We start from the raw sequence: 14,180 nt of genomic DNA on the forward strand, positions 1-14,180 counted from the left end.
GATCGGGCACATCCCGGCTTTACCGAAAATGCGGCGCGTTTCCGGGAGTCGAGGGCCGCGCCGTTGCCGCTCGCGGAGCGATCTCATCGTGCAGGATGAAATCTCCGGGGATCGCGACGCGGGGGAGGCCGCATGGCGCGGGTCAGAGATGTCGGGGACAGGCTGCACCGGACGTTCTTCCGGTCGCTCTCACTGCTGGGGTCGCGAGGGCAGGGCGCGCTTCTGCGCCGCTATTTCGACTGGTGGCATCGCAACCCCGACCCATGGCGCATGGGTACGGACGCGTACGAGCAGGCCAAGTACGCGGCCACCCTCGCGCAGATCCCCGACCGCCGCTACGGGAGCATCCTGGAGGTCGGCTGCAGCGAGGGCGTCTTCACCACGCAGCTGCTGGACGCCTACCCCGACGCCGACGTCACCGGGCTCGACATCTCTCAGCGGGCGCTGGCCCGGGCGGCCGAGCGGGTGGAGATGGCCGCGGACCGTGCCACGCTGCTGTCCGCCGACATCCTCACCTTCAGGCCCGGCCGCCGCTACGACCTGGTGTTCTGCGCGGAGACGCTCTACTACCTGGGACGCCGCGACCGGCTCAAGCGCGCCAGCGAGCAGCTGCGAGGGCTGCTCAGCCCCGGCGGGGTGCTGGTGCTGGTGCACCCGTGGCCGGAGGCGCGGCGGCTGCACCGGTTCGTGCACGCGGGGCCGCTGTCCCAGGTGAGCGAGCTCGTGGAGAACTCGGCCGACCGGCCGTTCGCGGTCTCCGTCTACGAGGCGCGCACGACCGGCTCAACCGGCTGAACTACCGGCTCCGCCGCCCTCCGGGCGAGCGCCACCAGGGCCAGTGCCGCCAGGCCGAGCACTGCGCCGATCCAGCCGATGGACGGGTATCCGAGCCCGGCCTCCAGCGCCAGCCCGCCCAGCCAGGGGCCGGCGGTGATGCCCAGGTTGAAGGCCGACACGTTCACCGACGCGGCCAGCGTCGGCGCGCCCGCCGCCAGCGTGAACACGCGGGCGTTGAGCGCCGGGTTGGCCGCGAAGCCGAACGCGCCCAGCAGGAACGCCAGCGGCACCACCGCCCAGGCCGCCGCGGCGCCCAGCGCGATCCCGGCCGACACCAGCGTGACGCCCGACAGGCCGGCGAACAGCAGGGCGAACGGCCGGGCGTCGGCCACCCGTCCGCCGAGGGTGACTCCGATCAGCGAGCCCAGCCCGTACAGAGCGAGCACGCCCGCCACCCAGACCGGCGCCAGGCCCGTCGTGTCGACGACCAGCGCGCCGAGGTAGGTGAAGACCACGATCAGGGCCGCGGTGGAGACGGCGGTGGTGGCGACGGCGAGCCAGACCTGCGGCCGGGCGAGCGCGCGCACCTCGGCCCGCACGCTCGGCTCCTCGCCCTGCGGCCGGGTGTTCGGGACGGTGGCGAGCACGCCGGCCGCGGCGAGGGCCGACAGCGCGGCCACCGCCCAGAACGTGGCGCGCCAGCTCAGGCTCTGGCCCATCAGGGTGCCGGCGGGCAGGCCGATCAGGATCGCCATGGTGAGCCCGCCCACCACCACGCTCAGCGCCCGCCCCCGGGCACCGGCCGGGACCAGGTTGATCGCGGTCACGGCCGCCACCGCCCAGAATCCGGCGTACACGAAGGCGCCCGCCACCCGGGTCGCCAGCAGCACCTCGTAGGAGGAGGTCAGCCCCCCCACCACGTGCATCGCGGCGAACGCCGCCATGAAGGACAGCAGTGCGGTACGGGGCGGCCAGCGCAGGGTCAGCACGGCCAGCGCCGGGCCGCCGACCAGCATGCCGATCGCGAACCCGGAGATGAGCAGTCCCGCGTCCGGCACGGACACGCCCAGGTCGGCGGAGAGCTCGGGCAGTAACCCGGCGAGCATGAGTTCCGAGGTGCCCTGGGCGAAGATGGCCACGCCCAGGATGTAGACGGCCAGCGGCATGAAAGGCCTCCGATTTTAGATGGGTCAGTACAAAATGAAGACGAAAAAGAACACAAACAGATGTGGGGGAGGGGGGCGAAGAAACGTGGACGGATGTGGGGGAGAGGGCGAATGAGACATGGTCAGGAGTGGGGTGGAGGGCGGAAAAGACGGGGGGTCAGAACGCCTGGAGTGCGGTCCTGGCGATCGCCTCCAGTGCCGCCCGGTCGGCGCCGCCGCGGGCGGCCACCCGCATGCCGCCGATCGTGGCCATGAGGAAGTGCGCGAGCGCGTCCGGGTCGCGGTCGGGGGCCAGTTCGCCCTGGGCGCGGGCGGCCGCGAACGCGTCGCGCAGCCGGGCCACCCGTTCCTCCTGGTGGCGCCTGGCCGGCCCGGCCAGCTCCGGGTCGCGCGTCCCCAGCTCCACGAGGGTGTTGGTGACGAAGCAGCCCGGCGGGTCGCTCTCGGGGGAGTCGACCGCGTACCACAGCAGCGCGCGGACCTTCTCCCTGACGGGCAGCCCGCTCTCCAGCAGCTCCGCCAGCTCGGCGTCCTTCTGAGCCATGTAGCGGCGGAGCGCCTTGTCGAACAGCTCCCGCTTGCCCTCGAAGGCGTTGTAGATGCTGCTGCGGCCCAGCCCGGTGGCCGTGCACAGGTCCTGGGTCGAGGTGGCCTCGTAGCCGGACTCCCAGAACGCCCGCATGGCCGCCTCGACGGCCTGCCCCTCCTCGAACGTCCTCGGTCGTGCCATGTCCTTCACGGTAGCGTTTTTGGACTGGTCTGTGCAATACGGGAATCCGCCATACGAGTCGACGGGCCGCCTCATGGCCGGCGCCCTCCCGCCCGCCTAGCGTGAGAGCACATGATCACCCTTGACCGGCTCACCAAACGCTACGGCGAGCGCGCCGCCGTGGACGGCCTCACCCTCCAGGTGAAACCCGGCGCCGTCACCGGGTTCCTCGGCCCGAACGGCGCGGGCAAGTCCACCACGATGCGCATGATCCTCGGCCTGGACCGGCCCACCTCCGGCACCGCCCTCATCGGCGGCATCCCGTACCACCGGCTCGACCGGCCCCTGCGCACGGTCGGCGCGCTCCTCGACGCCCGCGCCGCGCACCCCGGCCGCAGCGGGAGAGCCCACCTGCTGGCGCTCGCCCGCGCCAACGGCATCCCCGCACGGCGCGTCACGCTCGTCCTGGAACGGGTCGGCCTGGCCGCGGTGGCGGGCAGACGGGCCGGCACGTACTCGCTCGGCATGAGCCAGCGGCTGGGCATCGCCGCGGCGCTGCTCGGGGACCCCGAGGTGCTGATGTTCGACGAGCCCGTCAACGGGCTGGACCCGGACGGGGTGCGCTGGGTGCGCGAGCTGATGCGGTCGCTGGCCGCCGAGGGCCGCACCGTCTTCGTCTCCAGCCACCTGATGAGCGAGATGCAGCTCACCGCCGACCACCTGGTGGTGATCGGCAAGGGCAGGCTGCTCGCGGACGCGCCGCTGTCGCGGCTGCTGGCGGCCACCGAGGTGCTGGTCCGCACCCCGCACGCGGGCGACCTGGCCGCCCGCCTGACCGCCGAGGGGCTGAAGACCGTCAGGCGCGGCGAGAACGAGCTGCTGGTGACCGGCGCCGCCGTCGAACGGGTCGGCGACCTCGCCCACGAGGCGGGCGTGCGGCTGCACGGGCTGAGCCCCCGCGAACCCTCCCTGGAACAGGCGTTCCACGAGCTCACGGCGGACAGCGTCGAGTACGGGGTGACACGATGAGAGACGCCGTGGCGGCCGAGTGGGTCAAACTCCGGTCCGTCCGCTCCACCTGGCTCTGCCTCGCCGCGGGCGTGGTGGTGAGCGTGCTCGGCGCGGTCGCGCTCGGCGGCGCCGCGGCCTCCGCGGGGGAGCGGGTCCAGGCGACCGAGCCCGTCGTGTCGGTGATGCTGTTCTCCCAGTACGCGGCGATCACGCTGGCCGTGCTGGCCGTCACCGCCGAGTACGCCTCCGGCACCATCAGGCCCACCCTTCAGGCGGTGCCGGTGCGCGGCCGGATGCTCGCGGCCAAGGCGCTCGTGGTGGCGCCGCTGCTGTTCGCCGCCACGGTGCTGACGGGCGCGGCCGCCGCCCTGGCCACCTACCTGGTGCTGCTCGCCCCGGTGTTCCGGGCCGCGCCCGGGCTCGCGCCCGCCGAGACCGCGGCCGACCTGCTGCGCTTCGGTGTCTTCCACGCGCTGATCGGGGTGCTGGCGGTGGGGGCGGGCGCGGCGCTGCGCGGCTCGGCCGGGGCGCTCGCGGTGCTGTTCATGGCGACGCTCGGGCTGCCGCTGCTGCTGGTCATGACGGGCGCCCCGGTCGCGCTGGAGGTCTCGCTGCGGCTGCCGACGTTCGCCGGGATGGCGTTCCTGGAGAGCACCGACAACCTCACCGGCGGCCCGCTCCCGTACCCGCCGGGGGAGGGCCTGGCCTGGCTCGCCGCCTGGACGGCGCTCGCCCTGGCCGCCGGCTACGCGGTGCTGCGCCGGCGCGACGCCTAGACTGCGCAGCCGTGGACGTCATCCTGCGCAGGCTCGCCGGCGTGCTGGCCGGGATGGTCACCGGGGCGGCGGCGCTGGTGCTGCTCGCCCTCGCCTGGCCCGCGCGCGGGCGCTGGGCGCCGCGGCTCGTGGCCCTGGAACGCGCCCGGCTGCGGGTCTTTCTCGGGTACGAGCCCGAACCGGGCGGGGCGGGCACCGGCTACCTCGCGGCCCGTGCGGTGGCCGGCCTGATCGGCGGCTATGCGACGCTGGCCTTCGGCTTCGTCGGCGTGCTGTTCCTGACCGGCGCCGGATGGGCCGTGGCGACCGGGTCGGCCACGCCGGTGGTGCTGCGCTTCCCCGGGATCAACCTGACCACCGACAGCCTGACCATCGGCCTGGCCTGCGCCGCGGTGCTGCTGGCCCTCGCCGGGCTCTGCTGCTGGGCCACCGTCGCCGCCGAGCACCGCCTGGCCGAACGGTTCCTCGGCCCCGGCGTCCAGGAGCGGCTGCGGCGGCGCATCGCCGAGCTGACCACCACCCGCTACGGCATCGTCCGCGCCGTGGACGACGAGCGCCGCCGCATCGAGCGCGACCTGCACGACGGCGTCCAGCAGCGCGGGGTCGCCCTGGCCATGCTGCTAGGCCGGGCCCGTCACAGCCCCGCCGACGCCCCCGCCCTGGTCGACCAGGCCTACGCCGAGTCCCGCCGGCTCCTGGACGAGCTGCGCAGCGTCGCCTGGCGGATCTACCCGACCGCCCTGGACGAGCTGGGCCTGCGCGCCGCGCTCGACGGCGTGGCCGAACGCTCGCCCGTACCCGTGACCGTCCACTACGACCTCAGCGAACGACCGGCACGGGAGGTCGAGACCGCGCTCTACTTCGTCGCCCGGGAGGCGATCACCAACGCGATCAAGCACGCCCGCGCCCGTGACATCCTGGTCGTGCTCGGCGAGGACGGGAAGGCGGTGCGGGTGGACGTCTCCGACGACGGCGCGGGCGGGGCCGACCCGTCCGGCGGCGGGCTGTCCGGGCTGGCCCGCCGGGTGCTCGCGCTCGACGGCGCCTTCGAGGTCGTCAGCCCCGCCGGCGGCGGCACCCGGGTCACCGCCACGCTGCCGAAGGAGCCGGCGTGCGGCTGATCCTGGCCGAGGACAGCGTGCTGCTCCGCGAGGGCCTGGCCAGCCTGCTGCAGGACGCCGGCCACGAGGTCGTGGCCGCGGTCGGCGACGCGCCCGCCCTGATCGAGGCGGTCGCCGCGCACCGGCCCGACGTGGCTGTGGTCGACGTGCGCATGCCGCCCACCCACACCGACGACGGGCTCCGCGCCGCGCTGCGCATCCGCGAGAGCTGGCCGGAGGTGGGCGTGCTGGTGCTGTCGCAGTACGTGGACCGGACGTACGCCGCCCAGCTGCTGGCCGGGTCCGGCGAACGGCTGGGCTACCTGCTGAAGGACCGGGTGTCGGAGGTGGCCGAGTTCCTCGGCTCGCTGGAGCGGGTGCACGCGGGCGGCACCGTCATCGACCCCGAGGTGGTCCGCCGCCTCCTGGCCCGCGCCCGCCGCGCCGACCCGCTGAGCCGGCTCACCGGCCGCGAGCGCGAGGTGCTGCACCGCCTGGCGCAGGGCTACGCCAACGGCGCGATCGCCGACGACCTGCACGTATCATTGAGCACGGTCGAGAAGCACATCCAGGCCATCTTCGACAAGCTGGAGCTGCCCGCCACCCCCGCCTACAGCCGGAGGGTGCTGGCGATCCTGCGTTACCTCAACGACTGACCCGGGGGCGACGGCGCGTGCGTGAACTCAGAGCCGACTGCGCGAGCTGCTCGGGGCTGTGCTGCGTGGCGCTGCCCTTCTCCCGCTCCGCCGACTTCGCCGTCGATAAGGCGGCCGGCGAGCCGTGCCGCAACCTGCGCGCCGACTTCCGCTGCGGCATCCACCGCGACCTGCGCGGCGAGGGCTTCCCCGGCTGCGCCGCCTACGACTGCTTCGGCGCCGGTCAGCAGGTCTCCCAGGTCGTGTACGAGGGTCACGACTGGCGGAGCCGGCCCGGGACGGCCCGCGAGATGTTCGCCGTCTTCCCGGTGGTGCGCCACCTGCACGAGCTGCTGTGGTACCTCACCGAGGCGCTGACGCTCTCCGCCGCCCGCCCGCTCCACGCCGACCTCCGCGCCTGTCTGGACGAGATCGAGGGGCTCACCCGCGGCACCCCCGATCAGATCCTCGCCGTGGACGTGGCCGCCTGGCGCGAGCGGGTCAACCCGTTGCTGCTGCGCGTCAGCGAGCTGGCCCGCGCCGGGCTGCGCGGCAAGGAACGCCGGGGAGCCGACCTCATGGGCGCCGACCTCGCCGGGGCGGCCCTGCGCGGCGCCAACCTGCGCGGCGCCTACCTCATCGGCGCCCGGCTCAAGAAGGCCGACCTGCGGCGGGCCGACCTCATCGGGGCCGACCTGCGCGCCGCCGACCTGAGCGGGGCCGACCTGACGGGCGCGCTCTTCCTCACCCAGTCCCAGGTCAACGCCGCCATCGGCGACGCCGCGACCAAGCTGCCGCCCGCCCTCGGCCGTCCCGCCCACTGGGGCTGAGCGGGTCAGCCGTCCAGCCGGTAGAAGCGGAAAAAGTCGTTCTCCACCGGCAGCACCGTGCAGCGGGCGAACCCGGCGGCAGTGGCGTGCTCGCGCACCACGGGCGCGCGGAGCACCGTGCCGGTCGCGGCCGTCGGCTCCTCCACGAGCTGGGCGGGCAGGCAGTGCGTCACGCTCCAGCCGTACATCATGCGCTCCACCTCGCCGCCCGGCGCGGTGAACGTGTCCGGCACCCGCTCGTCGCCGACCAGCACCGCGCCGCCGTCGGCGAGCGCTTCGCGCATCGCCCGCAGCGCCTCCACCGGCCGTGCCAGGTCGTGCAGGGCCTCCAGGATGACCACCAGATCGTACGGGCCGGTCTCCGGGAGCGTGGCCGCGTCGGCGCGCCGCACCCTGACCCGGTCGCCGAGCCCGGCCTCCTCGGCGTTGGCCCGCGCGTCGGCGACGGAGGCGTCGTCCAAGTCCACGCCGTCCACCCGGGCGTTCGGGAAGGCGCGGGCCAGCGCGAGCGTCGACCAGCCCTGCCCGCAGGCCACGTCGGCGATGCGCGGCTCGGGGCTGGTCCGCAGCCGCTCCACCACGTCCGGCAGCGCCCGCAGCCACTCGCCGGTCAGCTCGTGGGTGAAGGCCGGGCGGTTGATGTGGCCCTGCCCGTGCCGGAACGCACGCCCGTACGCGGAGTAGGGGACGCCCTCGCCGGTCCGGTACGCCCGCACGACCTGGTCCAGCACGCCGCCGATGCCTGCCAGCAGGTGCCCGAACGGGGCGACGCAGGCCGGGTCGTCGGCGTGCAGCAGCACCCGGGCGTGCTCGGGCGGCAGGGCGAAACGGCGCTCGCCGCCGGGCGGCTCGTCCACGTCGAGCAGCCCGGCGACGGCCTGCTGCTCCAGCCACTCCCGGGCGTACCGGGGCGCGATGCCGGCGTCGCGGGCGAGCTCGTCGGGTGTGCGCGGCCCCTGCTCGTGCAGCGCCCGGTACAGGCCGAGCTCGGAGCCCAGGTACACGGAGAAGAGCTCCAGGGCGCCGACGGCGCTGCCGAACAGCCGGTCCGCCAGGAGGCTGGTGCGGTCGGAGGTGGGCATGACGGTTCTCGCTTTCGGAAAGGTACGGCCGTTGACCAGCCTTACCCACCTCTACCTGCGGAAACAGGGAAAAATACCGGTATCAGCGGCGCCTTCTGAATGAATCTACGTTGTAAAGGCGGTGGCCTTCAGATCAGACGGGTCGCTCGTACGAGATCCCGAACTTCGTCGCCACCTCGCGCAGGCACTCCTCGAAGAGCGGCGTCACATCCGTGAAGGCGAAGCTGAGCTGGTTGAGGACTTCCATGCAGAGCAGCCCGTCCAGCCTGATCCACGAGGTGAGGAAGACGTGCGCGGCCTCCGGGGGCAACCGCCCGCCGGTCGTGGCGGAGTAGGCGCGCAGCTGCTTGCGCAGGGACGGGTCCAGCTCGTCGAGGTCGGGCACGGGGAAGGGGTCCGTCTCCCACAGCGTGGCCGCTTCCTCCAGCCAGACCCGTTCGAAGCCGAGCGCCGCCCGGTGCTCGGGCGAGTCGGGCCGCCGCTGGTCGGCCGGTGGGGCGGGGCGGGTGAACAGCCAGCAGTACTCAGGCCGGTGGGTGATCGCCCACTGGCGCATGGCGCGGGCGATGGCGAGCAGCCTGCGGCCGGGCTGGGTGGCGGGGCAGGCGTCGCGGGCCGCGGTCATGGCGCCGGCCAGTTCCTCGAAGAAGGCGGTGGTCATCGCGGCGTGCAGGTCGTCGAGGCCCGCGTAGTAGTGGTAGACGGCGGGGCCGGTCATGCCCACCTCGCGGGCCACCGCGTTGATCGTCACGGCCGCGGGGCTCTGAGTGACGAGCAGGTGGCGGGCGGCCGCGCGGATCTCGGCCAGGGTGTTCTGTCGTTGCCGCTCGCGCCTCGTCAGCTGGGCAGCCATCGTCCTCCTCCGGTGATGGTTGACATGTTAGCGCGTCTATGTTTCCTTAATGGCTCTAAGCAAACTTAGGAGCGTTAAATGAAGACGGCGTCGCGCAACCCCCTGACTGGGATATTCGCCAAGTACTTCACCGGGGCCGTCGTCACCGACGTCGAGGACGCGACCTCCACCATCCGGCGGGTCCGCCTGGTCGCCGAAGAGCCGCTCACGCAGCCGTACACGCCGGGACAGCACGTCAGGATCCAGATCAACGACCCGCTCTCGCTGCGCGGGCTGATGCGGCCCGCCGACACGCTGCGCACGTACACGATCTGGGACTACGAGCCGCGCGAGCGCGCCATCGAGCTCCGCGTCCATCTGTACGGGGGAGACGGGATCGGGCTGCGCTGGGCGGAGACGGTCCGGCCGGGCGACCCGCTGACCTTCTGGGGGCCGCAGGGCGACTTCGCCACCCGCGACGCGGACTTCCACCTGTTCGCGGGGGACGAGACGGGCACCTGCGCGTTCGGGCCGATGGTCCGGGCGCTGGGGGAGGGGGCGCGGGTGTACGGGGTGCTGGAGAGCGACCGGCCGGGCGACGAACTGCCCATGCCCGGCGGTCACGACCTGCGGCGCGTGCACCGGGACGGCGCCTCCGCCGTCGCGTCACCGGCGCTGCTGGCCGAGCTGGAGCTGCCGGGCAACAACGGCGCCGCGTACGTGGCGGGGGAGGCGCGCACCTGCCGGCTCGTCCGGAACTTCCTGGTCCGCGAGCGCAACTGGCCGCGGAAGTCGATCAGGGTGAAACCGTTCTGGGCCCCGGGCAAGCGGGGCCTGCACCATTAGGGCAGCCGGCCCACGTGCGCGAGCGCCTGCTTGAGCAGCACGCCCTGGCCGCCCGTCATCTCCTGCTGCACGGCCGGGGAGGCCGCCTCCTCCGGCGTGAACCAGACCAGGTCGAGCGCGTCCTGCCGGGGGCGGCAGTCGCCGCGGACCGGCACGATGTAGGCCAGCGAGACCGCGTGCTGGCGCGGGTCGTGGTAGGGCGTGACGCCGGGCGTCGGGAAGTACTCCGCCACCGTGAACGGCGCCGGCGAGGCGGGCAGGCTGGGCAGCGCGACAGGGCCGAGGTCCTTCTCCAGGTGGCGGAGCAGAGCGTCGCGGACCCGCTCGTGGTAGAGCACCCGGCCGCTGACCAGGGCCCTGCTGACCTTGCCGTCGGGCGCGATGCGCAGCAGCAGCCCCACGCGGGTCACCGTGCCGGTGTCGTCCACCCGCACCGGCACCGCGTCGACGTACAGGATCGGCATGCGGCCACGCACCGACTCGAGCTCCTCTGGAGCGAGCCAGCCGGGCACGGTCTCGGTAATCTCGGTCACCCGTTGATCGTACTGGCCGCGGGATCGCAGCCGGTCAGCGGGCGAAGAACCGCCGGATGTCGCCCGCCAGCAGCCCGGGAACCTCCAGGGCCGGGAAGTGGCCGCCCCGGTCGAACTCCGACCAGTGCCCGATGGCGCCCGCCGGATCGACCAGCCGGCGGACGCTGTGGTCACCCGCGAAGACCGCCACCCCCAGCGGCGGGCCCTGCCACGCCTGCTCGCCGCCGGACATCCGGGCGTACGCGCGCATCCCCTCGTACACGGCGTGGGCCGAGGACGCGCCCGAGCGGGTGAACCAGTAGAGGCTCACGTTCGCCAGCAGCCGGTCGCGGTCCACCGGCTGCTCGGCCCACTCGGCGAACTTCTCCGCGATCCAGGCGAGCTGGCCGACCGGCGAGTCGGTCAGGCAGTAGCCGAGCGTCTGCGGGCGGGTCGCCTGAAGGTGCAGATAGCCGAGGCCCTCGGCCTGGAAGGCGTTGAACCGCTTGGCGCGGTCGAGGTCCCGGCCCTCCAGGCCGTCCAGGCCGACCGGGCCGCCGAAGGGGTACGGGCTCGGCCCGTTGACGTGCACCCCGACGACCCTGCCGGGAGCGGCCATGGGCAGGCAGAGCGCCACACGGGATCACCAGGTGGAAGGCGCCGGTCAGCGGCTTGATCAGGTCGAGGAACTCGATCGGAGAGCTCGGCCAGCCGTGGGTGATGATGAGCGGCAGCGCGTCCGGGTCGGCCGAGCGCCGTTCCTTGATCTGCGAGCCCGGGATCTCCGCCGCATACGCTGGTCATCATGGAGGCACTGGCCATACGGCTGTCGCAGCTCGACACGCAGGTCGAGGGCGCGATCCGGATCGTGATGTTCTACGACACGCTGATGCGCCGCCGGGTCGACCTGCCGGTGCTGGCCCGCGCCTCGGCGGGGCTGGCCGAGTGCGTGGCCGGGATCCGGCTCCACGGCACCGGGCAGGTGATCCGCTTCTCGCCCGACGGCCGGCCGGCCTCCGGGCCGGCCGCGCCCGCGTCCTGCACGCAGCCGATCACCCTGGACGACGAGGAGATCGGCACAGTATGGCTGGAACGGCCCGGCCCGGGTTTTCTGCTGGACGAGGTGCTGCTGGACCGGCTCGCGCTCGCCGCCGCGGCGGTGGTCGAGCGATACGGTCCGGCCCGCACCACCATGGCCGACCCGGCGCTCGTCGAGCTGGTGATCAGCGCGGGCAGCGACGATGCCGCCAGGGCCCGGGCGCTGCGGCTGCTGGGGTTCGCCGCCGACTCGCCGGTCCGGGTCGTCGCCGTGCGCTCGTCTCTTCCGCTCGACCAGCTCGGCTCCCTGATCTGCCCGTCACGGCCGGTGAAGGCGGCGCCGCTGGCCGGGGTGGGTGTCCTGCTGGTCTCCGCGGTCGACCCGGCCGGGATCCCGGCGGGCGTCCGGGCGGGCATCGGCGCGGCGGTCAGCCCCGACCGGTCGTGGTGTGAAGCCCGGACGGCGCTCCGGTTCACCACCGAGCGGCAGCCGGTCGTGCACTACGCGGATCTGGGCGCGCTGGCGCTGCTGGCCGAGATCCCGCAGGAGACGGCGCGCGGCAACGCCGACGTGGCCGCGCTGGCCCGGCTGAACCCGGAGGACCTGGAGACGCTGGACGCCTACTGCGCCACCGGTTCGCTCCGGCGCGCGGCCGACCTGCTCCACCTGCACCACAGCAGCGTCGCCCGCCGCCTCGACCAGATCGGCGAAGCCCTGGGCATCGAACTGACGGACCCGACGGGTCTGGTGCGCGCCAGGCTCGCCCTGACTGCGCGCCGACTGCTTGAGGAGTGACGGGGCGTGTCCGCCGGCTGTGCGACGAATCTACAGCGTAAAGGCGATCAGGGCGTGACGATGGCGAAGTCCGGGATGGGCTGCTCCAGGACGGCGGTCAGCCGCCGCAGGACGGTCAGGTCTCCGTCGTGGTCGAGGCCGTCGGTGTCGCCCTCGCCGTTGAGCAGACCCATCAGGCGGTCCTTGGTCAGCCGGAGCGTCAGGTCCGCGCCGTCCCCGGACGGGTTCCCCTCGTGGATGAGGGCGCCGTTGGACATCGTGGTGCGATGACGCTCACCGGTGCCGGTGAGGTGCCAGTCGATGGTGAAGCGCTCGTTCCAGGCGCCGGGGCCGTCGACGCGGATGGACAGCGAGTCGAAGACCTGCTCGGCGGTCAGGGCGCCGAGCAGGTCCGGTGAGACGGTGTCGGTCGCGGGCTTCGACGGCGGGCCGGTCAGCTCGCGGGCGCCGCTGAGGTAGAAGTTGCGCCACGTGGCGTTCTCGGCGCCGTGGCCCAGCCGGGTGTAGACCTGGGCCAGCAGGCCGCGGGCGGCCGAGTCGCCGGGGTCGGCGAAGACGGCGTGGTTGAGCAGGGTGGCGGCGAAACGCAGGTCACCTTCGCCGAGGTAGCGGCCGGCCAGCGCGACGACGGCGGAGGTGCCGCCCAGAACCTCGACGTAGCGGCGGGCCAGCTCGACCGGCGGGTGCTCCCACAGGTGGGCGGGGTTGCCGTCGAACCAGCCGAGGTAGCGCTGGTAGATCGCCTTGACGTTGTGGCTGACCGAGCCGTAGTAGCCGTGGGTGTGCCAGGCCCGCTCCAGGGCGGGCGGCAGCTGCATGGCCTCGGCGATCTCGGCGCCGGTCATGCCGCGGTTGAGCATGCGCAGGGTCTGGTCGTGCAGGTAGGCGTACAGGTCGCGCTGCTGCGACAGGAAGGCGACGATGCGCTCGCGGCCCCAGGTGGGCCAGTGGTGGGAGGCGAAGGCCACGTCGGCGCGGTCGGCGAACAGGGCGATCGCCTCGGTCAGGTAGCGGGACCAGAGGCGGGCGTCGCGGACCACGGCGCCGCGCAGGGTCAGCACGTTGTGCAGGTTGTGGGTGGCGTTCTCGGCCATGCACAGGGCGCGCCGGTCGGGGAAGAGGAAGTTCATCTCGGCCGGGGCCTCGGTGCCCGGGGTGAGCTGGAAGACGACGGTGACGCCGTCCACGGTCTCTTCCTGGCCGGTGCGGGTGACGTCGAGGGTGGGCGGGATGAGCGACACGGTGCCGGCCGAGGTGCCCATGCCCAGGCCGCAGCCGAGCTGGCCGTCCGGGGTGCGGGGCAGGTGCTGGCCGTACATGTAGGCGGCGCGGCGGTTCATGGCGGTGCCGGCGTAGACGTTCTCGGAGACGGCGTGCTCCATGAAGCGCGCGGGCGCGATGACGGGGACGCCCGTGCCGTCGGTGACGCCGCGGGCGCCGCCGAAGTGGTCCACGTGGGAGTGGGTGTAGATCAGGCCGGTGACCGGCCGGTCGCCGCGGTGGTCGCGGTAGAGCTTGAGCGCTGCGGCGGCGCACTCGGTGGAGACGAGCGGGTCGATGACGATGACGCCGTTCGTGCCTTCCACGAGGGTCATGTTCGACAGGTCGAGGCCGCGTACCTGATAGATGCCCTCGGCGACCTCGTACAGCCCTTGCTTGGCGCAGAGCCGCGCCTGCCGCCACAGGCTCGGGTGCGCGGTCGGCGGGCACTCGCCGTCGAGGAAGTCATAGGAGTCGTTGTCCCAGACGACTCTGCCGTCAGCCGCCTTGACCAGGGCGGGCGTCAGCTTCGCGATGAAGCCGCGATCGGCGTCGTCGAAGTCCGCCCGATCGTGGAAGGGAAGATCTGCCATGCGACGGTCGTGCCCGCAGTCGTCTTCGACAAGGGCAAGCCAATCCCCAAGAAACCCACACCCGGAGGGGAGCGGTCAGGGCCCGATCGCGTCCGGGCACAGAAACCTGAACAGAGAACGGACCGGGGCGTCGGTGCCCAGCTCCTCGGCTCGGCGCAGTACGTGGATCCGGCCCTTCGAATCGCATCCACGCGGCACACGGTCGCAGGCGCCACTG

General features: G+C 73.3%; 15 protein-coding genes and 1 pseudogene. 8 read left to right on the forward strand and 8 right to left on the reverse strand.

The features are described from left to right. The first annotated feature begins 132 nt into the window (after positions 1-132). Entirely contained in the window at positions 133-795 is a 663-nt protein-coding gene (locus AB0J42_RS12755) for a class I SAM-dependent methyltransferase (RefSeq protein ID WP_364292436.1), read from the forward strand. On the opposite strand, the gene AB0J42_RS12760 is transcribed toward AB0J42_RS12755, so the two are convergent. Both AB0J42_RS12760 and AB0J42_RS12765 read right to left on the reverse strand, forming a co-directional pair. Then, the gene (locus AB0J42_RS12760) at positions 762-1,943 is read right to left on the reverse strand and encodes a Cmx/CmrA family chloramphenicol efflux MFS transporter (protein WP_364292439.1); all 1,182 of its coding nucleotides are present in this window, start codon (positions 1,941-1,943) and stop codon (positions 762-764) included. The two genes, AB0J42_RS12755 and AB0J42_RS12760, sit on opposite strands and share 34 nt — an antisense overlap. Before the next feature lie 157 nt (positions 1,944-2,100). Continuing rightward, on the reverse strand, positions 2,101-2,673 hold the full coding sequence (locus AB0J42_RS12765) for a TetR/AcrR family transcriptional regulator (RefSeq protein WP_364292442.1): 573 nt from the start codon (positions 2,671-2,673) through the stop codon (positions 2,101-2,103). A 111-nt stretch (positions 2,674-2,784) separates the two neighbouring features. Between AB0J42_RS12765 and AB0J42_RS12770 the strand changes: the two genes are divergently transcribed. From AB0J42_RS12770 to AB0J42_RS12790, 5 genes are read left to right on the forward strand one after another with little or no spacing between them, the layout of a single operon-like run. Then, positions 2,785-3,681 carry an ATP-binding cassette domain-containing protein gene (locus AB0J42_RS12770; RefSeq protein WP_364292445.1) on the forward strand — a complete coding sequence of 299 codons (897 nt, stop codon included), beginning with the start codon at positions 2,785-2,787 and terminating at the stop codon, positions 3,679-3,681. Further along, positions 3,678-4,439 carry an ABC transporter permease gene (locus AB0J42_RS12775; RefSeq protein WP_364292448.1) on the forward strand — a complete coding sequence of 254 codons (762 nt, stop codon included), beginning with the start codon at positions 3,678-3,680 and terminating at the stop codon, positions 4,437-4,439. Before AB0J42_RS12770 ends, AB0J42_RS12775 begins: the two co-directional genes overlap by 4 nt. A gap of 11 nt (positions 4,440-4,450) precedes the next feature. Continuing rightward, positions 4,451-5,560 (forward strand): histidine kinase, encoded by a 1,110-nt coding sequence (locus AB0J42_RS12780; protein WP_364292451.1) that lies wholly within the window; start codon positions 4,451-4,453, stop codon positions 5,558-5,560. Further along, the gene (locus AB0J42_RS12785; RefSeq protein ID WP_364292454.1) at positions 5,551-6,195 is read left to right on the forward strand and encodes a response regulator transcription factor; all 645 of its coding nucleotides are present in this window, start codon (positions 5,551-5,553) and stop codon (positions 6,193-6,195) included. Before AB0J42_RS12780 ends, AB0J42_RS12785 begins: the two co-directional genes overlap by 10 nt. A 17-nt stretch (positions 6,196-6,212) precedes the next feature. Then, positions 6,213-7,004, forward strand: coding sequence for a pentapeptide repeat-containing protein (locus AB0J42_RS12790; RefSeq protein WP_364292458.1), 792 nt, complete (start codon positions 6,213-6,215; stop codon positions 7,002-7,004). 5 nt (positions 7,005-7,009) lie between these two features. Here the strand turns inward: AB0J42_RS12790 and AB0J42_RS12795 are convergent, their stop codons facing one another. Continuing rightward, on the reverse strand, positions 7,010-8,086 hold the full coding sequence (locus tag AB0J42_RS12795; protein WP_364292461.1) for a class I SAM-dependent methyltransferase: 1,077 nt from the start codon (positions 8,084-8,086) through the stop codon (positions 7,010-7,012). Between the two features lie 133 nt (positions 8,087-8,219). Beyond that, a complete protein-coding gene (locus AB0J42_RS12800; RefSeq protein ID WP_364292464.1) occupies positions 8,220-8,939 on the reverse strand; it encodes a TetR/AcrR family transcriptional regulator in 720 nt (239 codons plus the stop codon). Between the two features lie 78 nt (positions 8,940-9,017). Here AB0J42_RS12800 and AB0J42_RS12805 point away from each other — a divergent pair, with 78 nt between their 5' ends. After that, positions 9,018-9,764: a siderophore-interacting protein gene (locus AB0J42_RS12805; protein WP_364292467.1), complete on the forward strand. Its 747-nt coding sequence runs from the start codon at positions 9,018-9,020 to the stop codon at positions 9,762-9,764. On the opposite strand, the gene AB0J42_RS12810 is transcribed toward AB0J42_RS12805, so the two are convergent. The 3 genes and pseudogenes from AB0J42_RS12810 to AB0J42_RS12820 form a co-directional block, all read right to left on the reverse strand. Then, positions 9,761-10,297, reverse strand: a complete 537-nt coding sequence (locus AB0J42_RS12810) for an NUDIX hydrolase family protein (RefSeq protein ID WP_364292470.1) — start codon at positions 10,295-10,297, stop codon at positions 9,761-9,763. The genes AB0J42_RS12805 and AB0J42_RS12810 overlap by 4 nt on opposite strands. A gap of 34 nt (positions 10,298-10,331) precedes the next feature. Next, complete coding sequence (locus AB0J42_RS12815; protein ID WP_364292473.1) at positions 10,332-10,913, reverse strand: hypothetical protein; 582 nt, start codon at positions 10,911-10,913, stop codon at positions 10,332-10,334. Between the two features lie 58 nt (positions 10,914-10,971). After that, positions 10,972-11,058 (reverse strand): annotated as a pseudogene (locus AB0J42_RS12820) (epoxide hydrolase N-terminal domain-containing protein); the annotation flags it as partial. Between the two features lie 23 nt (positions 11,059-11,081). Between AB0J42_RS12820 and AB0J42_RS12825 the strand changes: the two are divergent. Next, on the forward strand, positions 11,082-12,110 hold the full coding sequence (locus tag AB0J42_RS12825; protein WP_364292476.1) for a helix-turn-helix domain-containing protein: 1,029 nt from the start codon (positions 11,082-11,084) through the stop codon (positions 12,108-12,110). 47 nt (positions 12,111-12,157) lie between these two features. On the opposite strand, the gene AB0J42_RS12830 is transcribed toward AB0J42_RS12825, so the two are convergent. Continuing rightward, positions 12,158-13,963, reverse strand: coding sequence for an alkyl sulfatase dimerization domain-containing protein (locus AB0J42_RS12830; RefSeq protein ID WP_364292479.1), 1,806 nt, complete (start codon positions 13,961-13,963; stop codon positions 12,158-12,160). Between the last annotated feature and the right edge of the window lie 217 nt (positions 13,964-14,180).

Source organism: Nonomuraea sp. NPDC049649 (assembly GCF_040675175.1).
In the GTDB taxonomy this organism is placed as follows: Bacteria; Actinomycetota; Actinomycetes; order Streptosporangiales; family Streptosporangiaceae; genus Nonomuraea.

Coding starts and splice junctions, on each gene's coding strand:
- AB0J42_RS12755 (WP_364292436.1), top strand. CDS start 133: ATGGCGCGGGTCAGAGATGTCGGGGACAGGCTGCACCGGACGTTCTTC.
- AB0J42_RS12765 (WP_364292442.1), bottom strand. CDS start 2,673: ATGGCACGACCGAGGACGTTCGAGGAGGGGCAGGCCGTCGAGGCGGCC.
- AB0J42_RS12795 (WP_364292461.1), bottom strand. CDS start 8,086: ATGCCCACCTCCGACCGCACCAGCCTCCTGGCGGACCGGCTGTTCGGC.
- AB0J42_RS12760 (WP_364292439.1), bottom strand. CDS start 1,943: ATGCCGCTGGCCGTCTACATCCTGGGCGTGGCCATCTTCGCCCAGGGC.
- AB0J42_RS12830 (WP_364292479.1), bottom strand. CDS start 13,963: ATGGCAGATCTTCCCTTCCACGATCGGGCGGACTTCGACGACGCCGAT.
- AB0J42_RS12775 (WP_364292448.1), top strand. CDS start 3,678: ATGAGAGACGCCGTGGCGGCCGAGTGGGTCAAACTCCGGTCCGTCCGC.
- AB0J42_RS12825 (WP_364292476.1), top strand. CDS start 11,082: ATGGAGGCACTGGCCATACGGCTGTCGCAGCTCGACACGCAGGTCGAG.
- AB0J42_RS12805 (WP_364292467.1), top strand. CDS start 9,018: ATGAAGACGGCGTCGCGCAACCCCCTGACTGGGATATTCGCCAAGTAC.
- AB0J42_RS12770 (WP_364292445.1), top strand. CDS start 2,785: ATGATCACCCTTGACCGGCTCACCAAACGCTACGGCGAGCGCGCCGCC.
- AB0J42_RS12800 (WP_364292464.1), bottom strand. CDS start 8,939: ATGGCTGCCCAGCTGACGAGGCGCGAGCGGCAACGACAGAACACCCTG.